The sequence below is a fragment of the Enterovibrio makurazakiensis genome, from assembly GCF_050336585.1.
Lineage (GTDB): Bacteria > Pseudomonadota > Gammaproteobacteria > Enterobacterales > Vibrionaceae > Enterovibrio > Enterovibrio gelatinilyticus.
The window spans coordinates 166,480-184,172 of the sequence record NZ_JAKJSE010000012.1; the positions used below are offsets into that span (position 1 = coordinate 166,480).

Annotated in this window: 15 protein-coding genes and 4 tRNA genes; 10 read left to right on the top strand and 9 right to left on the bottom strand. The window is 47.0% G+C overall.

Annotated features, from left to right (window positions below; genetic code table 11):
• Positions 1-222 precede the first annotated feature (222 nt).
• The 4 genes from L4D06_RS10630 to L4D06_RS10645 form a co-directional block, all read right to left on the bottom strand.
• Positions 223-963: an SDR family NAD(P)-dependent oxidoreductase gene (locus L4D06_RS10630; RefSeq protein WP_274165691.1), complete on the bottom strand. Its 741-nt coding sequence runs from the start codon at positions 961-963 to the stop codon at positions 223-225.
• A 33-nt stretch (positions 964-996) separates the two neighbouring features.
• Positions 997-1,605 (bottom strand): hypothetical protein, encoded by a 609-nt coding sequence (locus L4D06_RS10635; protein ID WP_274165692.1) that lies wholly within the window; start codon positions 1,603-1,605, stop codon positions 997-999.
• Between the two features lie 210 nt (positions 1,606-1,815).
• Positions 1,816-2,466 carry a response regulator gene (locus tag L4D06_RS10640; protein ID WP_274165693.1) on the bottom strand — a complete coding sequence of 217 codons (651 nt, stop codon included), beginning with the start codon at positions 2,464-2,466 and terminating at the stop codon, positions 1,816-1,818.
• A 64-nt stretch (positions 2,467-2,530) separates the two neighbouring features.
• On the bottom strand, positions 2,531-3,904 hold the full coding sequence (locus tag L4D06_RS10645) for a cache domain-containing protein (RefSeq protein WP_429739304.1): 1,374 nt from the start codon (positions 3,902-3,904) through the stop codon (positions 2,531-2,533).
• A gap of 228 nt (positions 3,905-4,132) precedes the next feature.
• On the opposite strand from L4D06_RS10645, the gene L4D06_RS10650 reads away from it, so the two are divergent.
• From L4D06_RS10650 to L4D06_RS10660, 3 genes are all read left to right on the top strand, one after another.
• Positions 4,133-5,185 carry a TRAP transporter substrate-binding protein gene (locus L4D06_RS10650; RefSeq protein WP_274165695.1) on the top strand — a complete coding sequence of 351 codons (1,053 nt, stop codon included), beginning with the start codon at positions 4,133-4,135 and terminating at the stop codon, positions 5,183-5,185.
• A 65-nt stretch (positions 5,186-5,250) separates the two neighbouring features.
• Positions 5,251-5,793, top strand: coding sequence for a TRAP transporter small permease subunit (locus L4D06_RS10655; protein WP_274165696.1), 543 nt, complete (start codon positions 5,251-5,253; stop codon positions 5,791-5,793).
• A complete protein-coding gene (locus L4D06_RS10660; RefSeq protein WP_274165697.1) occupies positions 5,780-7,165 on the top strand; it encodes a TRAP transporter large permease in 1,386 nt (461 codons plus the stop codon). The genes L4D06_RS10655 and L4D06_RS10660 overlap by 14 nt, the downstream gene beginning before the upstream one ends.
• 168 nt (positions 7,166-7,333) lie before the next feature.
• On the opposite strand, the gene L4D06_RS10665 is transcribed toward L4D06_RS10660, so the two are convergent.
• From L4D06_RS10665 to ltaE, 4 genes are all read right to left on the bottom strand, one after another.
• Positions 7,334-9,706 carry a Lon protease family protein gene (locus tag L4D06_RS10665; protein ID WP_429739306.1) on the bottom strand — a complete coding sequence of 791 codons (2,373 nt, stop codon included), beginning with the start codon at positions 9,704-9,706 and terminating at the stop codon, positions 7,334-7,336.
• 167 nt (positions 9,707-9,873) lie between these two features.
• Positions 9,874-10,641, bottom strand: a complete 768-nt coding sequence (locus L4D06_RS10670; RefSeq protein WP_429739308.1) for a 3-hydroxybutyrate dehydrogenase — start codon at positions 10,639-10,641, stop codon at positions 9,874-9,876.
• A 139-nt stretch (positions 10,642-10,780) separates the two neighbouring features.
• Positions 10,781-11,719: a DUF808 domain-containing protein gene (locus L4D06_RS10675; protein ID WP_274165700.1), complete on the bottom strand. Its 939-nt coding sequence runs from the start codon at positions 11,717-11,719 to the stop codon at positions 10,781-10,783.
• A gap of 110 nt (positions 11,720-11,829) precedes the next feature.
• Positions 11,830-12,840 (bottom strand): low-specificity L-threonine aldolase, encoded by a 1,011-nt coding sequence (gene ltaE / locus L4D06_RS10680; protein WP_274165701.1) that lies wholly within the window; start codon positions 12,838-12,840, stop codon positions 11,830-11,832.
• Between the two features lie 159 nt (positions 12,841-12,999).
• On the opposite strand from ltaE, the gene L4D06_RS10685 reads away from it, so the two are divergent.
• The gene (locus L4D06_RS10685) at positions 13,000-13,731 is read left to right on the top strand and encodes a sulfite exporter TauE/SafE family protein (RefSeq protein WP_274165702.1); all 732 of its coding nucleotides are present in this window, start codon (positions 13,000-13,002) and stop codon (positions 13,729-13,731) included.
• Positions 13,732-13,843: 112 nt separating this feature from the next.
• On the opposite strand, the gene L4D06_RS10690 is transcribed toward L4D06_RS10685, so the two are convergent.
• Entirely contained in the window at positions 13,844-14,887 is a 1,044-nt protein-coding gene (locus L4D06_RS10690; RefSeq protein ID WP_274165703.1) for an ABC transporter substrate-binding protein, read from the bottom strand.
• 199 nt (positions 14,888-15,086) lie between these two features.
• On the opposite strand from L4D06_RS10690, the gene L4D06_RS10695 reads away from it, so the two are divergent.
• From L4D06_RS10695 to L4D06_RS10720, 6 genes are all read left to right on the top strand, one after another.
• Entirely contained in the window at positions 15,087-16,370 is a 1,284-nt protein-coding gene (locus L4D06_RS10695) for an NAD(P)/FAD-dependent oxidoreductase (RefSeq protein WP_274165704.1), read from the top strand.
• A gap of 78 nt (positions 16,371-16,448) precedes the next feature.
• Positions 16,449-17,048: an alpha-ketoglutarate-dependent dioxygenase AlkB family protein gene (locus L4D06_RS10700; protein WP_429739310.1), complete on the top strand. Its 600-nt coding sequence runs from the start codon at positions 16,449-16,451 to the stop codon at positions 17,046-17,048.
• Between the two features lie 169 nt (positions 17,049-17,217).
• Positions 17,218-17,291, top strand: a tRNA-Cys gene (locus L4D06_RS10705).
• A 4-nt stretch (positions 17,292-17,295) separates the two neighbouring features.
• Positions 17,296-17,371, top strand: a tRNA-Gly gene (locus L4D06_RS10710).
• Positions 17,372-17,450: 79 nt separating this feature from the next.
• Positions 17,451-17,527 (top strand) — tRNA-Met (locus L4D06_RS10715).
• Between the two features lie 33 nt (positions 17,528-17,560).
• Positions 17,561-17,636: transfer RNA gene (locus L4D06_RS10720), tRNA-Gly, on the top strand.
• Positions 17,637-17,693: the final 57 nt, after the last annotated feature.

Below are 17,693 nucleotides of genomic sequence, written 5' to 3' on the forward strand. Positions count from 1 at the left end.
CACTGCACTCTCTCTTAGCTCAATTATTTCTTCAATACTCCCTAGTTAGATTCTGTTACTCTACTTTCGTTATCTCTGCTTCTGTCTTCACTGTACCTTCTGAAAGACTTTTACTGTCTTGTATGTCTTGTATGTCTTGAGTTCTATTTCTATCCTGAATATTCACTTTTTTTTTCAACAGTTAGTTGAAAATAGCGATCTTAGCTATTTCTTAGCGCGGCATTAGCTTAAGCCCAACCCACCATCCATGACCAGTGTATGGCCCACAACATAACTCGCCTGCTCAGAGCTTAACCACAAGATGGCACTAGCAATTTCTTCAGGTATGGCAAACCTGCCATTGGGCACTTGTCTTGCGACCGTTTCTTTTAAGGCACCGCCCAATTCTGCTTGTTGCTGCTCCCAACGAGGCGTCCAAGTAACGCCAGGGGCGACGGCATTGACGCGAATACCTTTACGGATAGCATCAATCGCGACTGAGCGTGTTAGGCCTTCAATGGCATGCTTTGTCGCTGAAAACATAGCTGCGTTTGGGTTAGGGCGAGATCCATTGATTGAACTGACATTGACGATTGAACTGCCCTCGGACATGAGGTTGAGTTCATAACGTAGGCATAGTGCAGGTAACCAGAAATCCCCAATCATGGTGCTATAGAGGGCATCAATCGGCACATTCCCATAGTCGCCACGGGATTCAAGTGGCGGGGCTGCGTTGTTGATGGCGACATCGAGATGACCATAATTCTCGCGTATATAACCGAAGAAGCGGTCAACTTGTTGAACGTCTTTCAGGTCAACAGGGAGATAATCAATCGAGGACAAGTGAGGATAGCGAGCCAGCACCGTGTTCCATTTCTCTTCATTGCGAGAGCAGGTAATGACTTTGAATCCCGCATGATGAAATGCAAGGACTGTGTGAAGGCCAATACCGCTGCTGCCTCCCGTGACAAGGGCTATTTTCATGAGCGCTCCATTTGGAGAGTGAGAAGCGCTTGGCTAGCGGTGGGTAAATAAATCGTCCAGCAGTAATTTCTTTGTTCCGCGGACTTTTCTCTGTTCTTCGTGTTCTTCGTGAAATTGCTGCTCGCCAAGCATGACAAGAATATCAAAAAAGTAACTAGCGCTACCTCTTTGATTATTCATTGTTTTAAGCATAGCATCGCTGAAAATTTCTGGGTCGTTATGGATTAAGTCTGATGCGATTTTTCCAATTTGCTGGCAGCAATAGGTGGTTCTTGGCTTGTCTGCCGTGTGGGCGTAACTGACGCATGTGGTCCACTCCTCGCTTCGAAGTGACTTCCAAATATGGTTAGCGATTTGCAGGCGTTCCTCGAGAGGGGTATTCGATAATGACTTTATCAAGTATGTGTTTTTGGATTGAGCGACTCGACTTTTTACTCTATCGGACTCGACAAAGGTGTTGGTAAGCATCGGCATTGAAACCAGATAGACCAATAGGGTTACGCTAAGAGCCGCGATAAAGAATGCATCTTGCGTTAAGCCAAAATAGACACAACTGGCGATGGTGATCGCTGAAAACACTAAGAACGCTAGCGAAATAACAAGGCGCGCGCGCCATTTGGAAGTAGCAATAAAGTCAGGCATGCTTTTGTTAAGTGCTTGTAAGGACGCACTTTTAAAGGTCATGTCTGGGAGTTTAGGGACAGGGAATTGCTCCTGATGCATCACAAGTCTCCACATAAAAAGAATGCCTTATCAACACCATACGTCTTTGGACATGAAAAACGTTAATACATATCAACGAAACGAGCGATATTCGTGATATGTGCATCAAGTGCTGGTTTTCAGGGTAAGTTAGTCTCCTTGACCTTGCTGAATCCACCCTTGTTCGATTGCGTATTTCACTAGCCCAGCGGTGGATGTAACCCCAAGTTTCTTTTTGACGCGTAGGCGATGTGTTTCAACGGTTCTTACGCTGATGTCGAGCTCTCTGGCGATGGTTTTATTACACGCGCCATTGGCGATGAGAACCAAGACGTCTTTTTCACGAGGTGTGGGAAGGTTATCGTCATTCTCTTTCTGTTCTAAGGCGTTCATACTTTCAAGCAATGTTTCAGAGACACCAGCGCTAAAATATGACCCCCCGTTGGCAATAATATCCAACGCCTGAACCAGTTCTAACGATGATACATCTTTTAGCACGTATCCTTTAGCGCCGCCGCGCATTGCGGCCATGATGTATTCCTTGTTGTTGTGCATGCTCAAGATGACAACTTTAATCTCTGGTGCTTTTTCGCGTAAAACGGAGAGAACGTCTAAGCCCGATTTTTTCGGCATAGAGATATCAGTGAGAAGAATGTCCGGTTTCAGCTCGATCGCTTTCTCGATGGCTGCTTCACCGTCATTCGCGGCGCCCAAAATGGTAAACTGCGGCTGCTTAGACAGTCGCTCCATGAGTCCGTCTTGAAGCAATACATGATCGTCGGCGAGCAGGAGCGTCGTCATCTTTTTTCTCCTTGTTTAACGTTAACTGCCATTTTCTTTTCCTCAGCAATCCTTGCGAGCGTAACTAGTATGAGATGGGGACAATTGCACGAATCTCAGTGCCCTGATTAGGCAGGCTATTGATCGAAAAGGAGCCCTCCAAATTATCGATACGTTCACGCATGTTCTTTAAGCCCATCGACTGGGTTGAATGGTTGATACTATGCTCCTCAAATCCAACGCCATCATCTGCGATAGTCAGCACAATTTCTTGTTCTTCTTGCTGAAGTATGATGTCTACCCCGTTAGCATTAGCGTGTTTCTCGGCGTTATGCAACGCCTCTTGGGCGACCCGATAGAGTGTGGTTTCCGCAAGTTTTGATACTTCTGTCATGTCGAGGTGGTGCTCAAAAATCACCTGCATTCCTGAGCGTTCAGAGACCTCTTTGGCGAGATCTTCTAACGCAGATAGCAAGCCTAGGTCGTCCAAAAGAGCAGGGCGTAAGTCTTTCGATATTCGTCTGAGTTCGCGGACCGCATCATCGAGAGTGGTTTGACCGAGTGCAATGTTGTTGTCACGCTCTTGGTGGGTTTTTGCATCTTTGATGCTGTCCAGGCGGTACTTGACGGAAACCAGCATTTGATTGATGCCATCATGTAACTCTCTTGCTACTCGCGTTCTTTCTTCTTCTTGTGACTCGATAATTTGCCTATTCAGTGATTGCAGCTTTTTGTCGGCTAATTCACGCGCGTTTATGTGAATACTGGTGGCAAGGCTAGCCATGATGCCAATGGTGATCACGAGCGTGATGCCAAGACCGATAAATGTTTTGCTGATGGTTTCATCAATTTTCCCATGAACAGAAGCAACCTGTGTATCGATATCATCAATATACACACCGGTTCCGACCATCCATCCCCACTTATCCAGCCCAATGGCGTAACTCAGTTTTTTGACCTGTTCTTTTCGCGAAGGCTTATGCCAGTAGTAGTCCACATATCCGCCACCTTGCTGCGCAACGCGTATGAGCGCTTGAAGGAGTTTGAAGCCGCGGTTGTCTTCGACATCCCAAATATTCTTCCCAATCATTTCGGGTTGATATGGCAAAACGAGGTTGGTGCCGTCATAGGTATACGCAAAGAAGTAACCATCTTCGCCGTAGGTGAGATTATTCAAAGTATTGATGACGGCTTGTTTAGCTTCATCATCATTTTCGTTAGCGGTGTCATAAATCGGCGCAATAGAGGCACGAGCCAGTTCGACGTATTTGAGCAGTTCTTGTTTTTTGGACAACAAGGTTTCTGAACGGATGAGATTGGCCTGATTCTTAGACAGTGCATCGGATTGAATAACGACGAGCCCAATAATTAGCCCAAACATCAACAATAAGGGTAGCATCGCCAGAATTAAAATCTTGGCTCTTAACCGCGTGCTTATGCCTGATAATTTCGTCAACATGATTTCAATTTTTCTTTAATTCCCACTTAACTACGTAAAAACACGTACGTCGATTACGCATTGCTATGTACGGTAAGTACGTTTTCTAACTGATATTTTTTTATTTGTTGCACCGATAATCTAGACGGTAACAAATTATTAACAGCCCCAATGTGCTCTAAACCTCAACCCGACAAGCAGCATAACAATACATACAAAACAGTGATGCTGCGCACCAAGGAGTGGACAATGAATCGACCAATTTCAACGACATTAAAAGCACTGGCCGTCGCTACCCTCTGTGTCTCAGGCACAGCACTCGCGGACAAAGTGTTACTGAAAACCCCAATCGCATTTGGTACTCATCTACCTGCACTAGGCACGCCGATCAAATGGGTGTCTGAACGAATTGAACCTGTTACTGGAAACACCATCAGAATGAAAGTGTATGAGCCAGGTAAGCTGGTTGCGCCACTTGAGATCCTTGATGCAGTTTCCAGTGGCAAAGTGAATTCTGGATACGCTACTGCTGGCTATTGGCAAGGGAAAATGCCAGCAGCGGCTCTGTTCTCTGCTGTCCCTTTTGGCCCTGAAGCGCCCGAATATATGGCTTGGTTGTTTTATGGGAACGGCTTGAAGTTGTATCAAGGCATGTACGATGAAGCGGGTTACAACGTGAAAGTTCTCCCTTGTGCCATTATCTCGCCAGAGACATCAGGCTGGTTCAAAAAGCCGATTGATAAACCGGAAGATCTAAAAGGTTTGACCATGCGCTTCTTTGGTCTTGGCGGTCAGGTGATGGAGAAGCTGGGCGTGGGCACAGTGCAGCTGCCTGGCGGTGAAATCTTTGGTGCGCTAGAGAAAGGTGCGATCGATGCAAGTGAGTTTTCTCAACCTGCCATCGACCAGCGTTTGGGTTTCCAAAAAATCGTTAAATATAATTACTTCCCTGGTTGGCACCAACAAGCCACGGTCTTTGAGCTTCTAATCAACAAAGACACATGGAACAAGATGGATGAAGACCAACAATCTGCAGTAGAAACTTTGTGTTTGGCTTCTATGACTAACTCGATAGCTGAAGGTGAATCGATGCAGTTTGAAGCGATGCAAAAGGCACAGGAGCAAGGCGTAGAGCTTCGCTATTGGAATGACGACATGCTTAACTTGTTCCAAACCACTTGGCTAGATGTTGTGGAAGAGCAGAAGCAAGACCCGTATTTCGACAAAGTGTGGAAAGACATGTCTGAGTTCCGCCAAAACTATCAGATCTGGGAATCGAAAGGCTTCCTACCTCGCAATTAATCCCCGTGTTATGACGGGCAGCAGGACACTGCTCGTCATTGTTAACTTGGGTGAAGGAGCAAGTTATGACCCAGCCTTCTCACTCACTTCCTGCCTCTCCGTTAGCCGACAGCATTGACCAAGTTGTTCGTATCGTAGGACGAACATTTGCTTGGAGTTATTTGTTGTTGGTAGCGGTGATTATCGCGCAGGTAGTGCTTCGTAAGGTCTTTAGTAATGGCCAGATCGCGTTAGAAGAGTTGCAATGGCACCTTTACGCGATTGGTGTGTTGTTCGGTTTGTCTTATGCCGAAATTACGGGTACTCACGTTCGCGTCGATATCTTCTACCATCGTTTTTCAGCGAGAACGAAAGCATGGATTGAGATCATCACAGTGGCGTTTTTCGTTTGGCCATTTACCTATGTCCTTTTTATTCACTCGCTCGACTTTGTGTATGAAGCGTGGCGTGTCGGTGAGCGTTCGAACGCGCCGTCCGGTTTGCCATGGCGATGGCTGATTAAATCCGCTATCCCATTTAGTGTGGCATTGTTGGCATTTGCTAGTTTGTCGCGGCTACTTCGTGCGGTCGCTTTGTTGCGTCAGGGAGGCTCGCATGGAAGCGAATGAAATTCTCATCATGGCGATGTTTGGCAGTTTTATTTTACTGCTGTTCGTCGGAATTCCAGTTGCATGGGTGCTAGGTGGCGTAGGCGTCGCGTTTGCCATTATCGGCTACTACAGCGATATCTATCTCGACACGTGGACGGGGCTCGACTTCACCACGCTGGGGCTTGTGGTTAACCGCCTCTATAAGATCATGGATAACTGGATATTGGTGGCGCTGCCCATGTTCATTTTCATGGGAAATATGCTGGATAGATCAGGTGTCGCGGATCGATTGATGCAAGCGATGCAGGCGTTGTTCGGGCGTGTTCGCGGCGGTTTGGCGATCACAGTGATGGCGATTGGTATTATCCTCGCGGCATCCACAGGGATCATTGGCGCATCCGTGGTGCTGTTGGCGACCATGTCTTTACCTGCCATGATGAAGCAGGGCTACAACTTGCCCCTCGCATTGGGTACGGTGGCGTCAGCGGGTACGTTAGGCATTTTGTTACCGCCTTCGATTATGCTGGTGATCATGGCCGATCAACTCGGTTTGTCCGTGGGTGATCTGTTCATGGGCGCAATGTTTCCCGGCTTAATGCTGGGCACTATCTACATAGTGTACTTACTCATCATTGGTGTGGTGAAACCAGAAGCTGCACCGTTACCTGAGAATGCAAAACGTGCAGATTGGAATGTGGTTAAAGATGTTGCGAAGGCCATTGTGCCTACGTTCGCTCTGATCATCGCGGTGTTAGGTTCTATCTTCATGGGTATTGCCACGCCGACTGAAGCTTCAGGTGTTGGGGCGTTTGGTGCGATGTTGCTTGCTATCTACTACAAACGTTTTTCGCTTGCCGTATTGAAAGATGTCTTACTTGATAGCTATAAAACCACAGCGTACATTTTTGCGATATTCATTGGTGCCACGTGTTTTGCGCTGGTGCTTCGTGAGTTGGGTGGTGATGAGTTCATTGAGCAAGCATTTGAAGCGCTGCCATTTGGTCCGTATGGCATTGTGGCGTTTATACTCTTGGTCATTTTCCTTCTGGGTTTCTTTCTAGACTGGATTGAAATTACGCTTATTGTACTGCCATTGTTGGCGCCAGTGGTTCTTGGCCTTGATCTGGATATCGGTACCTATCCTGGGCTGGATAATGCAGAGTTGGTGTGGTTTGTGATGTTGGTGGCGATGGCGCTGCAAACGAGCTTTTTAACACCACCCGTCGGGTTTGCGTTGTTCTATCTCAAAGGCGTGTGTCCTCCGGGTGTGAAGTTGATGGATATCTATAAGGGTGTTGTACCGTTTATTATCCTTCAATTGATTGCTCTGGTTACGTTAGTGCTCTGGCCAAACTTGATCCTTTGGTTACCGTCGATTGCATATGGTTGATTGCGAATAGTTGATTACGAATGCTTGATAGGCGTAACACCAGAGTAATCGTGCAGTGCTCTAAAAAGGGATGACACAAAAAAGAGGCCGACATCATGTCGGCCTCTTTCATATTATGTTGTCCGCCTTAGTTCACTGCCTCGAGCAAGTGAGCGCACTGATGTAGAGTTAGTCTTTGCTTGTCTGCCTCAGTGCTTCAAGTTGCGTGAAGGCTTCGTGGAGCACGGTTCCTTTTTTGAATGTGCCCTTAGCGCCAATTTCACCTGCTGGCATACCTGTAAACAACGCGATAGCTTCGCTTACATGATCAATAGCGTAGATATGGAATTTCCCTTTCTCGACGGCATGAATGACGTCTTTGCGCAGCATGAGGTTATGCACGTTTGAGCGAGGAATGATCACGCCTTGTTTGGACTTTGGCCCCTTAATGGTACAAACATCGAAGAAGCCTTCGATTTTCTCATTAACACCACCGATAGGTTGCGATTGACCAAATTGGTTCATCGACCCTGTTATCGCCAGATCTTGTCGCAATGCTACACCGGAAATTGCAGAGATAACGGCGCAGAATTCTGCCATTGACGCACTATCCCCATCGACACCACCATAAGATTGCTCAAATGTAATGTGAGTTGTCACAGGGATCTTCGCGGTTTTTCCAAGCAAGGAAGCAAGGTAGGCCGTGAGGATCATGACGCCTTTCGAGTGAATGTTACCGCCGAGCTTCACGCTGCGTTCAATATCTAGCACTTCGCCATCACCAAAGGAGGTGGTTGCCGTAATTCGGTTTGGTGCGCCAAAGCTAAAGTCATTGGTTGTTAGCACAGAAAGCGCATTCACCTGACCCACTTTAGTGCCTTGGGTATCGATGAGTGTCGTCCCTGTGGTAAAGCCTTCCATCACGTAATCACGCAGGCGACTCACTCGGAGATCACGACTGGCGAGGGCTTTCTCGACGTGGGACGCGCGGATCAGGTTCGACTTACCGCTACGGGCTTGGTAGTTCGACTCGCGAAGTAAATTGGCAATATCTGACGAATGCAAAGATAGCTTGTCTTGGTCACCAGACTGACGCGAACTGTGCTCAATGATTCGACCGATAGCACCTTGATCGCAATGTAGCAGGCTGTTGTCGTGACAGATGCTCGAAATGAACTTGGCGTATTTCAGCTCACTGTCATCGTTTCGTGGCATGTCATCTTCGAAATCCGCCGTGACACGGAACAGTTCGCTGAACTCCGGATCATAGTGTTGAAGCAGGGTGTACGTTTTGTAGTCGCCGAACAGAATGATTTTGACATTTAAGGGAATAGGTTGGGGCTCTAGCGAAATCGTGCCACTGAGCGTCACTTCGCGCTCTAGCGAGCTTAAGCTGACTTTGCGGGAGCTGAGCGCACGTTTTAGGCCATCCCAAACGTAAGGGCGCTCAAGAACTTTGACGGCATCAATCAGCAACACACCACCGTTGGCGCGATGAATACTACCGGGGCGAATTAAGGAGAAGTCAGTAAATACCGTGCCTTTGTAAGTTGCGTTTTCAACGTAACCAAAAATGTTGTGGTAGGTCGGGCTGTCTTCTACGATGACTGGCGGCACATCTTCTTCTTGCGCAACCAATACGTTCACTTGGTAACGACGCGGTAGTTTTTTATCGAGAGCGGCGTAAGCGAGAGCCGCTTGCTCTTCACTTTCTTGTAGGAAGATATCCAAGTTCTCGACGATATCACTTTGCATCGCCTTTAAGTACTTCTTAACTTGAGGCAAATCTTGATACGTCTCGACAATCTTTTTAAACAGATGAGAAACGACTTCTGTTGCCACTTCTTCATCAAGTTTTAATTGTTTTTCGGCGTACTGTTCTTCCCAGTCTGTCAGTGTGCGTACAAGCCCGCGAAGTTGAACCTCTAAGTCTTTAATGACCTGGTCGAATAGCGCTTGTTCTTCTTCAGGTAATTCGTCGAAGGTGTCTTCTGTGTGGGGTTCTTCGCCATTTAAGGCGATAAATTGATAGTCACCTGAACCTGTAATAGAAAGGCTGACATGCTGCGATTTTGCTGCATCACTGAGTTCTTGCAATGCGCCTTCTTGTTGTTCGGTTAAACCGTTTTTCAGCACGTCGGCACGCGAATAATACATTTCATTGTCAAAAGCCATCGGCAGGGAATTACTGAGTCTTCCCATCAACTTCTCGATGTCTTTTTTGAGTTTTAAACCGCGGCCTGCAGGCAACTGAAGTACGGTTGGCATGCGTGAATCATCAAAATTCACGACGTAGCACCAATCATAAATAGGGTGGCTGTAATCCCAGTGGCGACTCAAGTAGCGCATAACCATAGTGCGCTTTCCAAGGCCGTTCTGGCCAACTGCGTATATGTTGTAGCCTTTCTCTTGAATCGACATCGCGAACTCAACGGCTTGACGAGCGCGGTCTTGACCGACGATTTCGTCTAAAGGCTCAAGGTGCTTGGTAGAAGAAACGTTGAGTCGATTGAGTTCTGAAGTGCGATAGAGCTTGTCACTGGATAATGGCGAGTGTGTCATAGCGCTCTCCTTACACTGATTTCCTTGTATAGAGTCAGTGTAGCGCTCTTAACTTACTGATTTTGAGATAAAGCCGTGAGGAGTTGTTGGCAATGTGGGCTGGCGCACTATATTCACCTGACAAAGGTGAACAAGTGCGCAAAAAGTGTTCGTTGAGCAGCTTAATACTAGTGCGCGGTCCAACCGCCATCAATGGCAATCGCTTGTGCCGTGATGTTCTTGGCGCTGGGGGAGCTGAGAAAAAGGGCGGTATCAGCCAATTCACTAAGGGCAATGAATGCCTTCTTAGGCATAGGTTTCAGCATGATTGTGTTGATGACTTCTTCTTCGCTGATTTGATGATTCTGCGCCTGCGAAATGATTTGGTTTTCTACTAGCGGTGTTTTGACGTAAGAAGGGCAGAGTGTGTTAATGGTGACATCATGCTCTGCGCTTTCGAGTGCGATGGTCTTGGAAAACCCTAACAACCCGTGTTTTGCTGCGACATAGGCTGATTTATAGGGGGAGGCGACCAAGCTATGTATTGACCCAACATTGATGATGCGGCCGAAGTTTTGTTGATACATCTGAGGCAAGAAGGCTTTGGTCAGCATGGCGGGTCCTGTGAGCAAAATGTCGATAATGAGTCGCCATTTATCTTCAGGGAATGATTCAAGTGCGGAGACAAATTGAATGCCAGCATTATTGATGAGTATATCCACTGGCGCATCTACACGATCCGGTGCGCTCGCGATTTGCGTTGAATCTGTCACGTCGAGTGTGATGCCTTTTACCGTAACATCATACGCCGAGGTGAGCTGTTCAACGGCGGCGTTTAGTGCGTTTGCGTTGATGTCAGATAACGTGACGCGATAGCCTGCTTGTGCAAAACCTTGCGCCATGCCCAAACCAATGCCACTTGCACCACCCGTGATCAATACATGTTTTGCCGTCATCCGTGCTCTCCGTTGCTATTCATGTTTGTATCTATACTCAAGCAACCTGAAGTTCTGTAACTTCAAGTGGCTTGGATATAAATTATGCAGCTTTTTGGAGAGCGTCAATCCGCAGTATTACGCAGTCATGGAACTAATTTTAAGATTTGCTGGGTTTAAGTTTACTTAGCAAGGTAACAATACCGACAACGACGATGCCAGCGATAAGGCCAATAATGCCATTGAGCAGGGTGGGGAGTATGGCGGAGATAATAGCGCCGACTGAAGGTATCAAGGCGGTTTCCTGTGCAGCATCTCCAATCCATTCTGATAATACGTGCACCCCATGAGTAAGGATTCCGCCCCCAACTAAGAACATGGCAAGCGTTCCGACGATCGACAGACCTTTCATGAGAATTGGTGCAAAGGCCAGTAAGCCACGCCCAATAGCTTGAGTGATAGCCATGCGCTTTTGACTGAGGTACAGCCCTGCATCATCAATTTTGACAATAACCGCGACCAATCCGTAAACGCCGATTGTCATGACAAAGGCAATACCAAAAAGCGTGATCACTTGGGTGAGAAATGTACTCTCTGAGACGACACCTAACGTGATGACAATGATTTCCGCGGACAAGATAAAATCTGTGCGAATTGCCCCTTTGATTTTCTGAGTCTCATATTCTGCGGCGTTTAATGTGGTCGTATTGAAATCTTCCTCGTCATTTTGATGGGATGCCGCGGTATCGTGTGAGTCTTTCTTGTGGAAGAAGGTGTGAATGATCTTTTCTGCGCCTTCGAAGCAGAGGAATAGCCCTCCTAACATGAGTAGCGGGGTAATGAGCCATGGTGCAATCGCGCTAATCGCCAGTGCAGCTGGGACGATTATCAGCTTGTTGAGAAAAGAGCCCTTCGCGACGGCCCACACCACGGGGAGTTCGCGGTCCGCTTTTACACCTGACACTTGCTCCGCGTTCAATGCAAGATCATCCCCTAACACGCCGGCAGTTTTTTTCGCCGCGACTTTACTCATCAGGGAGACATCGTCGAGGATCGTCGCAATGTCATCGAGTAGGGTAAGCAAACTAGCTCCAGCCATGATGTTTCCTCATCAGATATAGAAAGAGGCGGAAATCCGCCCCTGTTTAATCGCTGTTCATTGTTTGTCTCATCGACACATTGACACCAATTGACTGTGTTTAATCGAGATTATAGCTGCTTTTCAATGGCTGAAAGCAGCTGGTCAATATCGGCTTTGGTGACATCTTTGTGCGTGACAAAACGCATTGATTTGTATCCAGGTGATACAAGAATACCTTGCTCTTTCAGTGCACTGGCAATGGCATGAATATCGATGTGTGGCGCCACGTCAGCATAGACAATGTTTGTTTGCACTGGGTAAATGAAGGTATTGAACCCCTGAATCGCACCCAAACTTTCGGATAGATAACGGGCGTTGTCATGATCATCTTTGAGACGTTCTACATTTTCAGTCAGCGCGATCATGCCTGCTGCGGCAAGAATACCCGCTTGGCGCATGCCGCCACCGACCATTTTGCGAAGACGACGTGCTCGTTGAATGTAGTCAGCATCACCAAGTAACAATGAACCAATAGGTGCGCCCAACCCTTTAGACAAGCAAATGGTCATCGAGTCGAAATGTTGACTGATCTCTTTGATATCAACGTTTAGCGCGACAGAAGCGTTATACACGCGTGCGCCATCCAAATGCAGTTTAAGTTGGTGTTTATTGGCAAATTCACGTGCTTGCGCTAAATAGCTCAAAGGCAACACTTTACCGCCGATGGTGTTTTCAAGGCTAAGCAACTTGGTTCGCGCAAAGTGAACGTCGTCAGGCTTGACGGCTGCAGCCAGTTTTTCAAAGCAAAGTGTGCCATCTTTATTGTTTTCGATAGGTTGTGGCTGGACTGAACCAAGCACAGCAGCTCCACCTGCCTCATATTTGTAATTGTGCGCTTGTTGGCCGCACAGATACTCGTCACCACGATCACAGTGTGCGAGAATACCTAAAAGGTTGGCTTGTGTGCCTGACGAAGTGAAAACCGCAGCTTCAAAACCATGTCTTTCTGCTGCCCATCGCTCAAGTTCGTTCACTGTCGGGTCATCCCCATAAACGTCGTCGCCTACCGGCGCATTCGCCATGGCTTCACGCATTTTTGCATCGGGTTGAGTTACTGTATCTGAGCGAAAATCAATCATTCTGAGCTATCCTGATTACAACGGTGATCGAGGTGTAAGATTACTCCCGATTCCGAGAAAAGTAATTATAAAACATCATGAATTTCGCCAACGTCCATATGTTGAGTCATTCAATATTTGATGCATTAGTGTGCAGATAAGACCAACAGAGGAACGGCAATGGAAATGTCATGGCTATTTATTTCACTCGCATGTTTGGTGACAGGCTTTTCCAAGTTTTCCATTGGTGGACTTGGCCTCATTATCCTTCCTTTGATGATGCTTGCATTTCCCGGCCCTGAAGCTTTAGGGGTTATCGTCCCGCTTTATTTGCTGACTGATTTAGTCGCTGTCATGACTTATCGAAAAAATGTTAATTGGGGCGTGTTGGCGAAACTCGTTCCATTCGGTGCGCTTGGCGTATTGGTGGGGACGATGGTGCTCGGTAGCATTGATCCGAGTACCTTTATGACCATGTTAGGCGTGTTGATCTTCGCGTTGCTAGGATTGTCTCTTTGGCTTGATTACCACCCTTTGCCCGTGTTCTCGCACCGCTATTCCGCTGGTTTTGCTGGCGCCTTGTGCGGGTTTGTTGGCGTGTTGGCTAATGCCGCAGGGCCACTGATGGGGCTGTTTCTGCTTGAGCAGAAAATGGAAAAGCATGCGTACGTGGCGACTCGCGTCTGGGCGTTTCTTACCTTAAACATCCTGAAGTTGGTGGGGTTAGTTAGCTTAGGTTTGGTGAACATGGAAACGCTACAAGCGAGTGCTGTTGGGCTGCCAGCCTTGTTCGTGGGCATGTTCATCGGTTTTAAGGTTTTTGCGAAAATTTCGGCGGATCAATTGAAATTGATTGTACGAGGTGCGATTTCTCTCAGTGCTGCTCACTTACTTTTCTTTAAATCGAGCTAGATGTTGTGAGCAACGGGGTAGCAGTAATAAAGGGCTGCCCCTACCAACAGAAACCGCAGCCTAAGCTGCGGTTTTTTTTGAACTAAGTGGCATCGTTGAAATATCGAGCCTGTTAGCTTTTCAGCAGTTGCCAGTAACGGTTGTAAATTCCTACCGCACTGCCAATATCGTTAGTGAACTCACCTTTTTCAACATCAATGTCCGAAGGGAAGATGACATTGTTTTCAGTGTATTCAGCAGACAGTTTCTCTTTGGCGCGTTTGCTTGGTGCAGGGTAGCCAAGCTCTTCAACCATTGCCGCCTGATTTTCAGGTCGGTATAGGAAATCAATAAACTGATGGGCAAGGTCTACTTTTTCTGCACCTTTTGGAATAATGAAGTTATCCATCCAAAGAATTGAACCCTCGTCAGGATAAATGAACTTAATGTTATCCATTTCAGCCTGTGCCAAGTAGGCATTGCCATTCCACTGCTGACCTATTCCTACTTCACCCGTCACAAACGGTACGTGAGGCGCATCTGAGTTATAGACCACTACATTCGGGCGCAGTGTTTTTAGGAGTTCATAGGCTTCTTTGATTTCAGCTTCGTTCTTGGTGTTGATGCTGTAACCCTTAGATTTTAGCGCCATCCCAAATACGTCACGCACGTCATCAAGCAGCATCAGTTGCCCTGCGAATTCGGGTTTCCACAAATCCGCCCACTTGGTGACAGCGCTACCGTCGACGATATCGCCGTTATAGCTAATGCCTGTCACGCCCCAGATATATGGCAGTGAGTAGTCGTTGTTTTTATCAAAAGGTTGCGCCAGCAAACCAGGGATAATGTCTTTAACATGCGGGATTTTCGATTTGTCGATTTTAGCCAGCATGCCTTCGTTGCTCATTCTTTCGATAAAGTACGTTGACGCGAATGCGAGGTCGTAACCTTTACCATCAAGCAACTTTAGCTTGGTATACATGGATTCATTGTTTTCAAACGTCGAGTAGTTAACCGTCACACCGTATTCTTTTTCGAATGCGTTGATGACGTTCATGGGCATATATTCTGCCCAGTTGTAAATGTTAAGTACTTCGTTGTTTGCTGAAACGCCGAAAGACAAAGTTGCGGTAAGTGCGATGCTCGCCGCGGTCACCCCTTTAAGATGTTGGTTCATTACGTTAGTCCTAAGATGGCTATACCAAGCCGGAATTTGAACGCGCATCATCAAAACAATTGTATAAATAGTCAACCAAATTCAGAGTGATTGAGTAACAATTTGTTTGTTAGTGCAACAGCGGATTCCGCTTGCCAGATTGGGGGGTTGGTGCGAATATTCGCCATCTTTTTACGCATAGGCAGGATTAAGTCGCAAAATGGCGAAAGAAAACGGGTATATCGATAGTTACTACCAAGCAACGGCAAACGTATTACCAGAGCAACCAACGTTAACCAATGATATTCAAGCGGATGTTTGTATTATTGGAGCGGGTTTGACGGGAACCAATGCTGCCATCGAGCTTCGTAAACAGGGTATGAGCGTTGTTGTTCTTGAGAGCCAACGTATTGCTTTTGGCGGTTCTGGTCGTAATGGCGGTCAAGCGCTGGTGGGGTATTGTCTTGGATTGCGTGAAGTAGACGAAACCTATGGCCCTGAATGGGGAAAACAGCTATGGGATTTGTCTGTCGAGTCTATCGATATCATTCGTGAGCGTATTAAGGAGTTCGACATTGGGTGTGACTTCCAAGAAGGTTACATCGAATTGGCATTAAATAAAGGCCAAGAAGAAGAACTTAAGTCATGGCATGAACTCAAGCAAGGCCGCTACAACTATCCCGTTGCTCAGTGGTGGGACACAGATAAAATTGATGAAGTGGCGCACACTCGTCGTTATCTTGGTGGTCTATTTGACCCGAACAGTGGTCACGTTCATACCTTAAATTACACACTTGGCCTTGCTCAGGCTGCGATTTCAATGGGTGCGGAAATCTATGAAAATAGTCCGGTCATTAAAATTGAGAAAGGCTCAGGTGTTAACACAGTAAAAACAGCAACAGGCAGCGTTAAAGCCAAGCAAGTATTGTTGGCGTGCAATGCGTACCTAGATGGTTTAAATCGTAGAGCACAGTCGAAGGTACTTCCCGTTGCATCATATATTGCTGTAACAGAACAGCTGGGCGACCGACAGCCAATCAGCAACATGATGGCTATGTCTGATTTGAACAATTGTTTGGATTATTTGCGTCCTACCGCCGATGGCCGAATTCTGTTTGGTGGTGTAAACCATCCGTTTAATGGCGAATACCCTGATAGCCAAGAGCGCTTGCGACAGCGTATGCTGAAAGTGTTCCCACAACTGGGCGATGTGAAAATGGAATACCACTGGGGTGGGCTATTTGCAGTAACGCGAAGCTACATGCCAGAAATCGCCCACTTGGGTAACGACATTTATACGGCACATGGTTATACCGGCCATGGTGTTGGCTTAACAAACATTGCAGGCCGTGTGGTTGCTGAGGCAATGGCAGGGCAGGCTGGTCGATTTGATGTATTCTCTCGTGTTAAGCAAAGTTGGATTCCGACCCCTGAAGTGCTGCGTAAGCCGGCACTTGCGATGGCGATTTGGAAAGCAAAACTAGAAGATGCCCTAGCAAAATAATCTGACATGCCTTCACTGTTGTTCCTTCATGTTCGATGTGGTTAAAGTGAGCAGTGAAGTCGAAATGAGAGTGAAGGCATGAATCAAGGTGATTTGTTTGAACAAACGGGTTGGATAGATTTACCTGATGGTAAATTGTATTGGCAACCTGACTTTATCAGCACTAGTGAAGCGGAGCTGATGTATGACGCTCTTCTTAATACACTTCCATGGCAGCAATTGCCGATAAAGATGTTTGGCCGTGAAGTTCTCCAACCGCGTTTGCAAGCTTGGTTCGGTGAGCATGGTTATACGTATTCCGGTCTTAGGCTACCTCCTGCTCAATTCCCTCCACTTCTTGATAGTCTGAAAATCAAATGCTCTCGTGTTGCGGGTGATGCATTTAACTCTGTGTTGGCGAATCTTTACCGAGATGGGCAAGACTACATGGGATGGCATCAAGACAATGAGGCAGAGCTTGGACCTGCGCCAAACATTGCTTCACTAACGTTTGGGGAAAGTCGTCGCTTTGTGTTGAAGCATATTCGAACTGGAGAAAAGCGTGAATTTGAATTGGGATCGGGTTCTTTGCTCATAATGGCAGGCAAAACTCAGACTTATTGGCAACATGCACTCCCGAAAACCGCCAAAACGAGGGGGGCGAGAATCAACCTTACTTTCCGCAAGATCATTTATTAGCGTGATTACAGGCTAAATATGGCTCGAAATGGTCGATTTATGTCGTCTTTGCCGTGATTTTGAGCGAACGAACTTTTTTTTATGAAATAGTGTTGACTAGATCACGTGAATCCGTAGAATGCCCACCCATACCGCAGCGGGAAACAACTTCCAGAAGCGGATGGACAAAGGCGCGTTGGCAGAGTGGCTATGCAGCGGATTGCAAATCCGTGTACCTCGGTTCGACTCCGGGACGCGCCTCCATATTGCGACACTAGCTCAGCTGGTAGAGCGCAACCTTGCCAAGGTTGAGGTCATCGGTTCGAACCCGATGTGTCGCTCCAAATTTTGTCTTCTGATACGTCGGAAGATAATGCTCTGAAGAAGAGTAAGTCTACGCCGTACTTTGAACGGTTAATCGGACGCGGGATGGAGCAGTCTGGTAGCTCGTCGGGCTCATAACCCGAAGGTCGTTGGTTCAAATCCRGCTCCCGCAACCAMATTTAWTCAAACGTTGAAAAACGGTTGATAYTGCGACACTAGCTCAGCTGGTAGAGCGCAACCTTGCCAAGGTTGAGGTCATCGGTTCGAACCCGATGTGTCGCTCCAAATTCTTCTTTTGTGATGAAAGATGAAGCTCTCACGGAGAGCAAGCCTACATCGTGC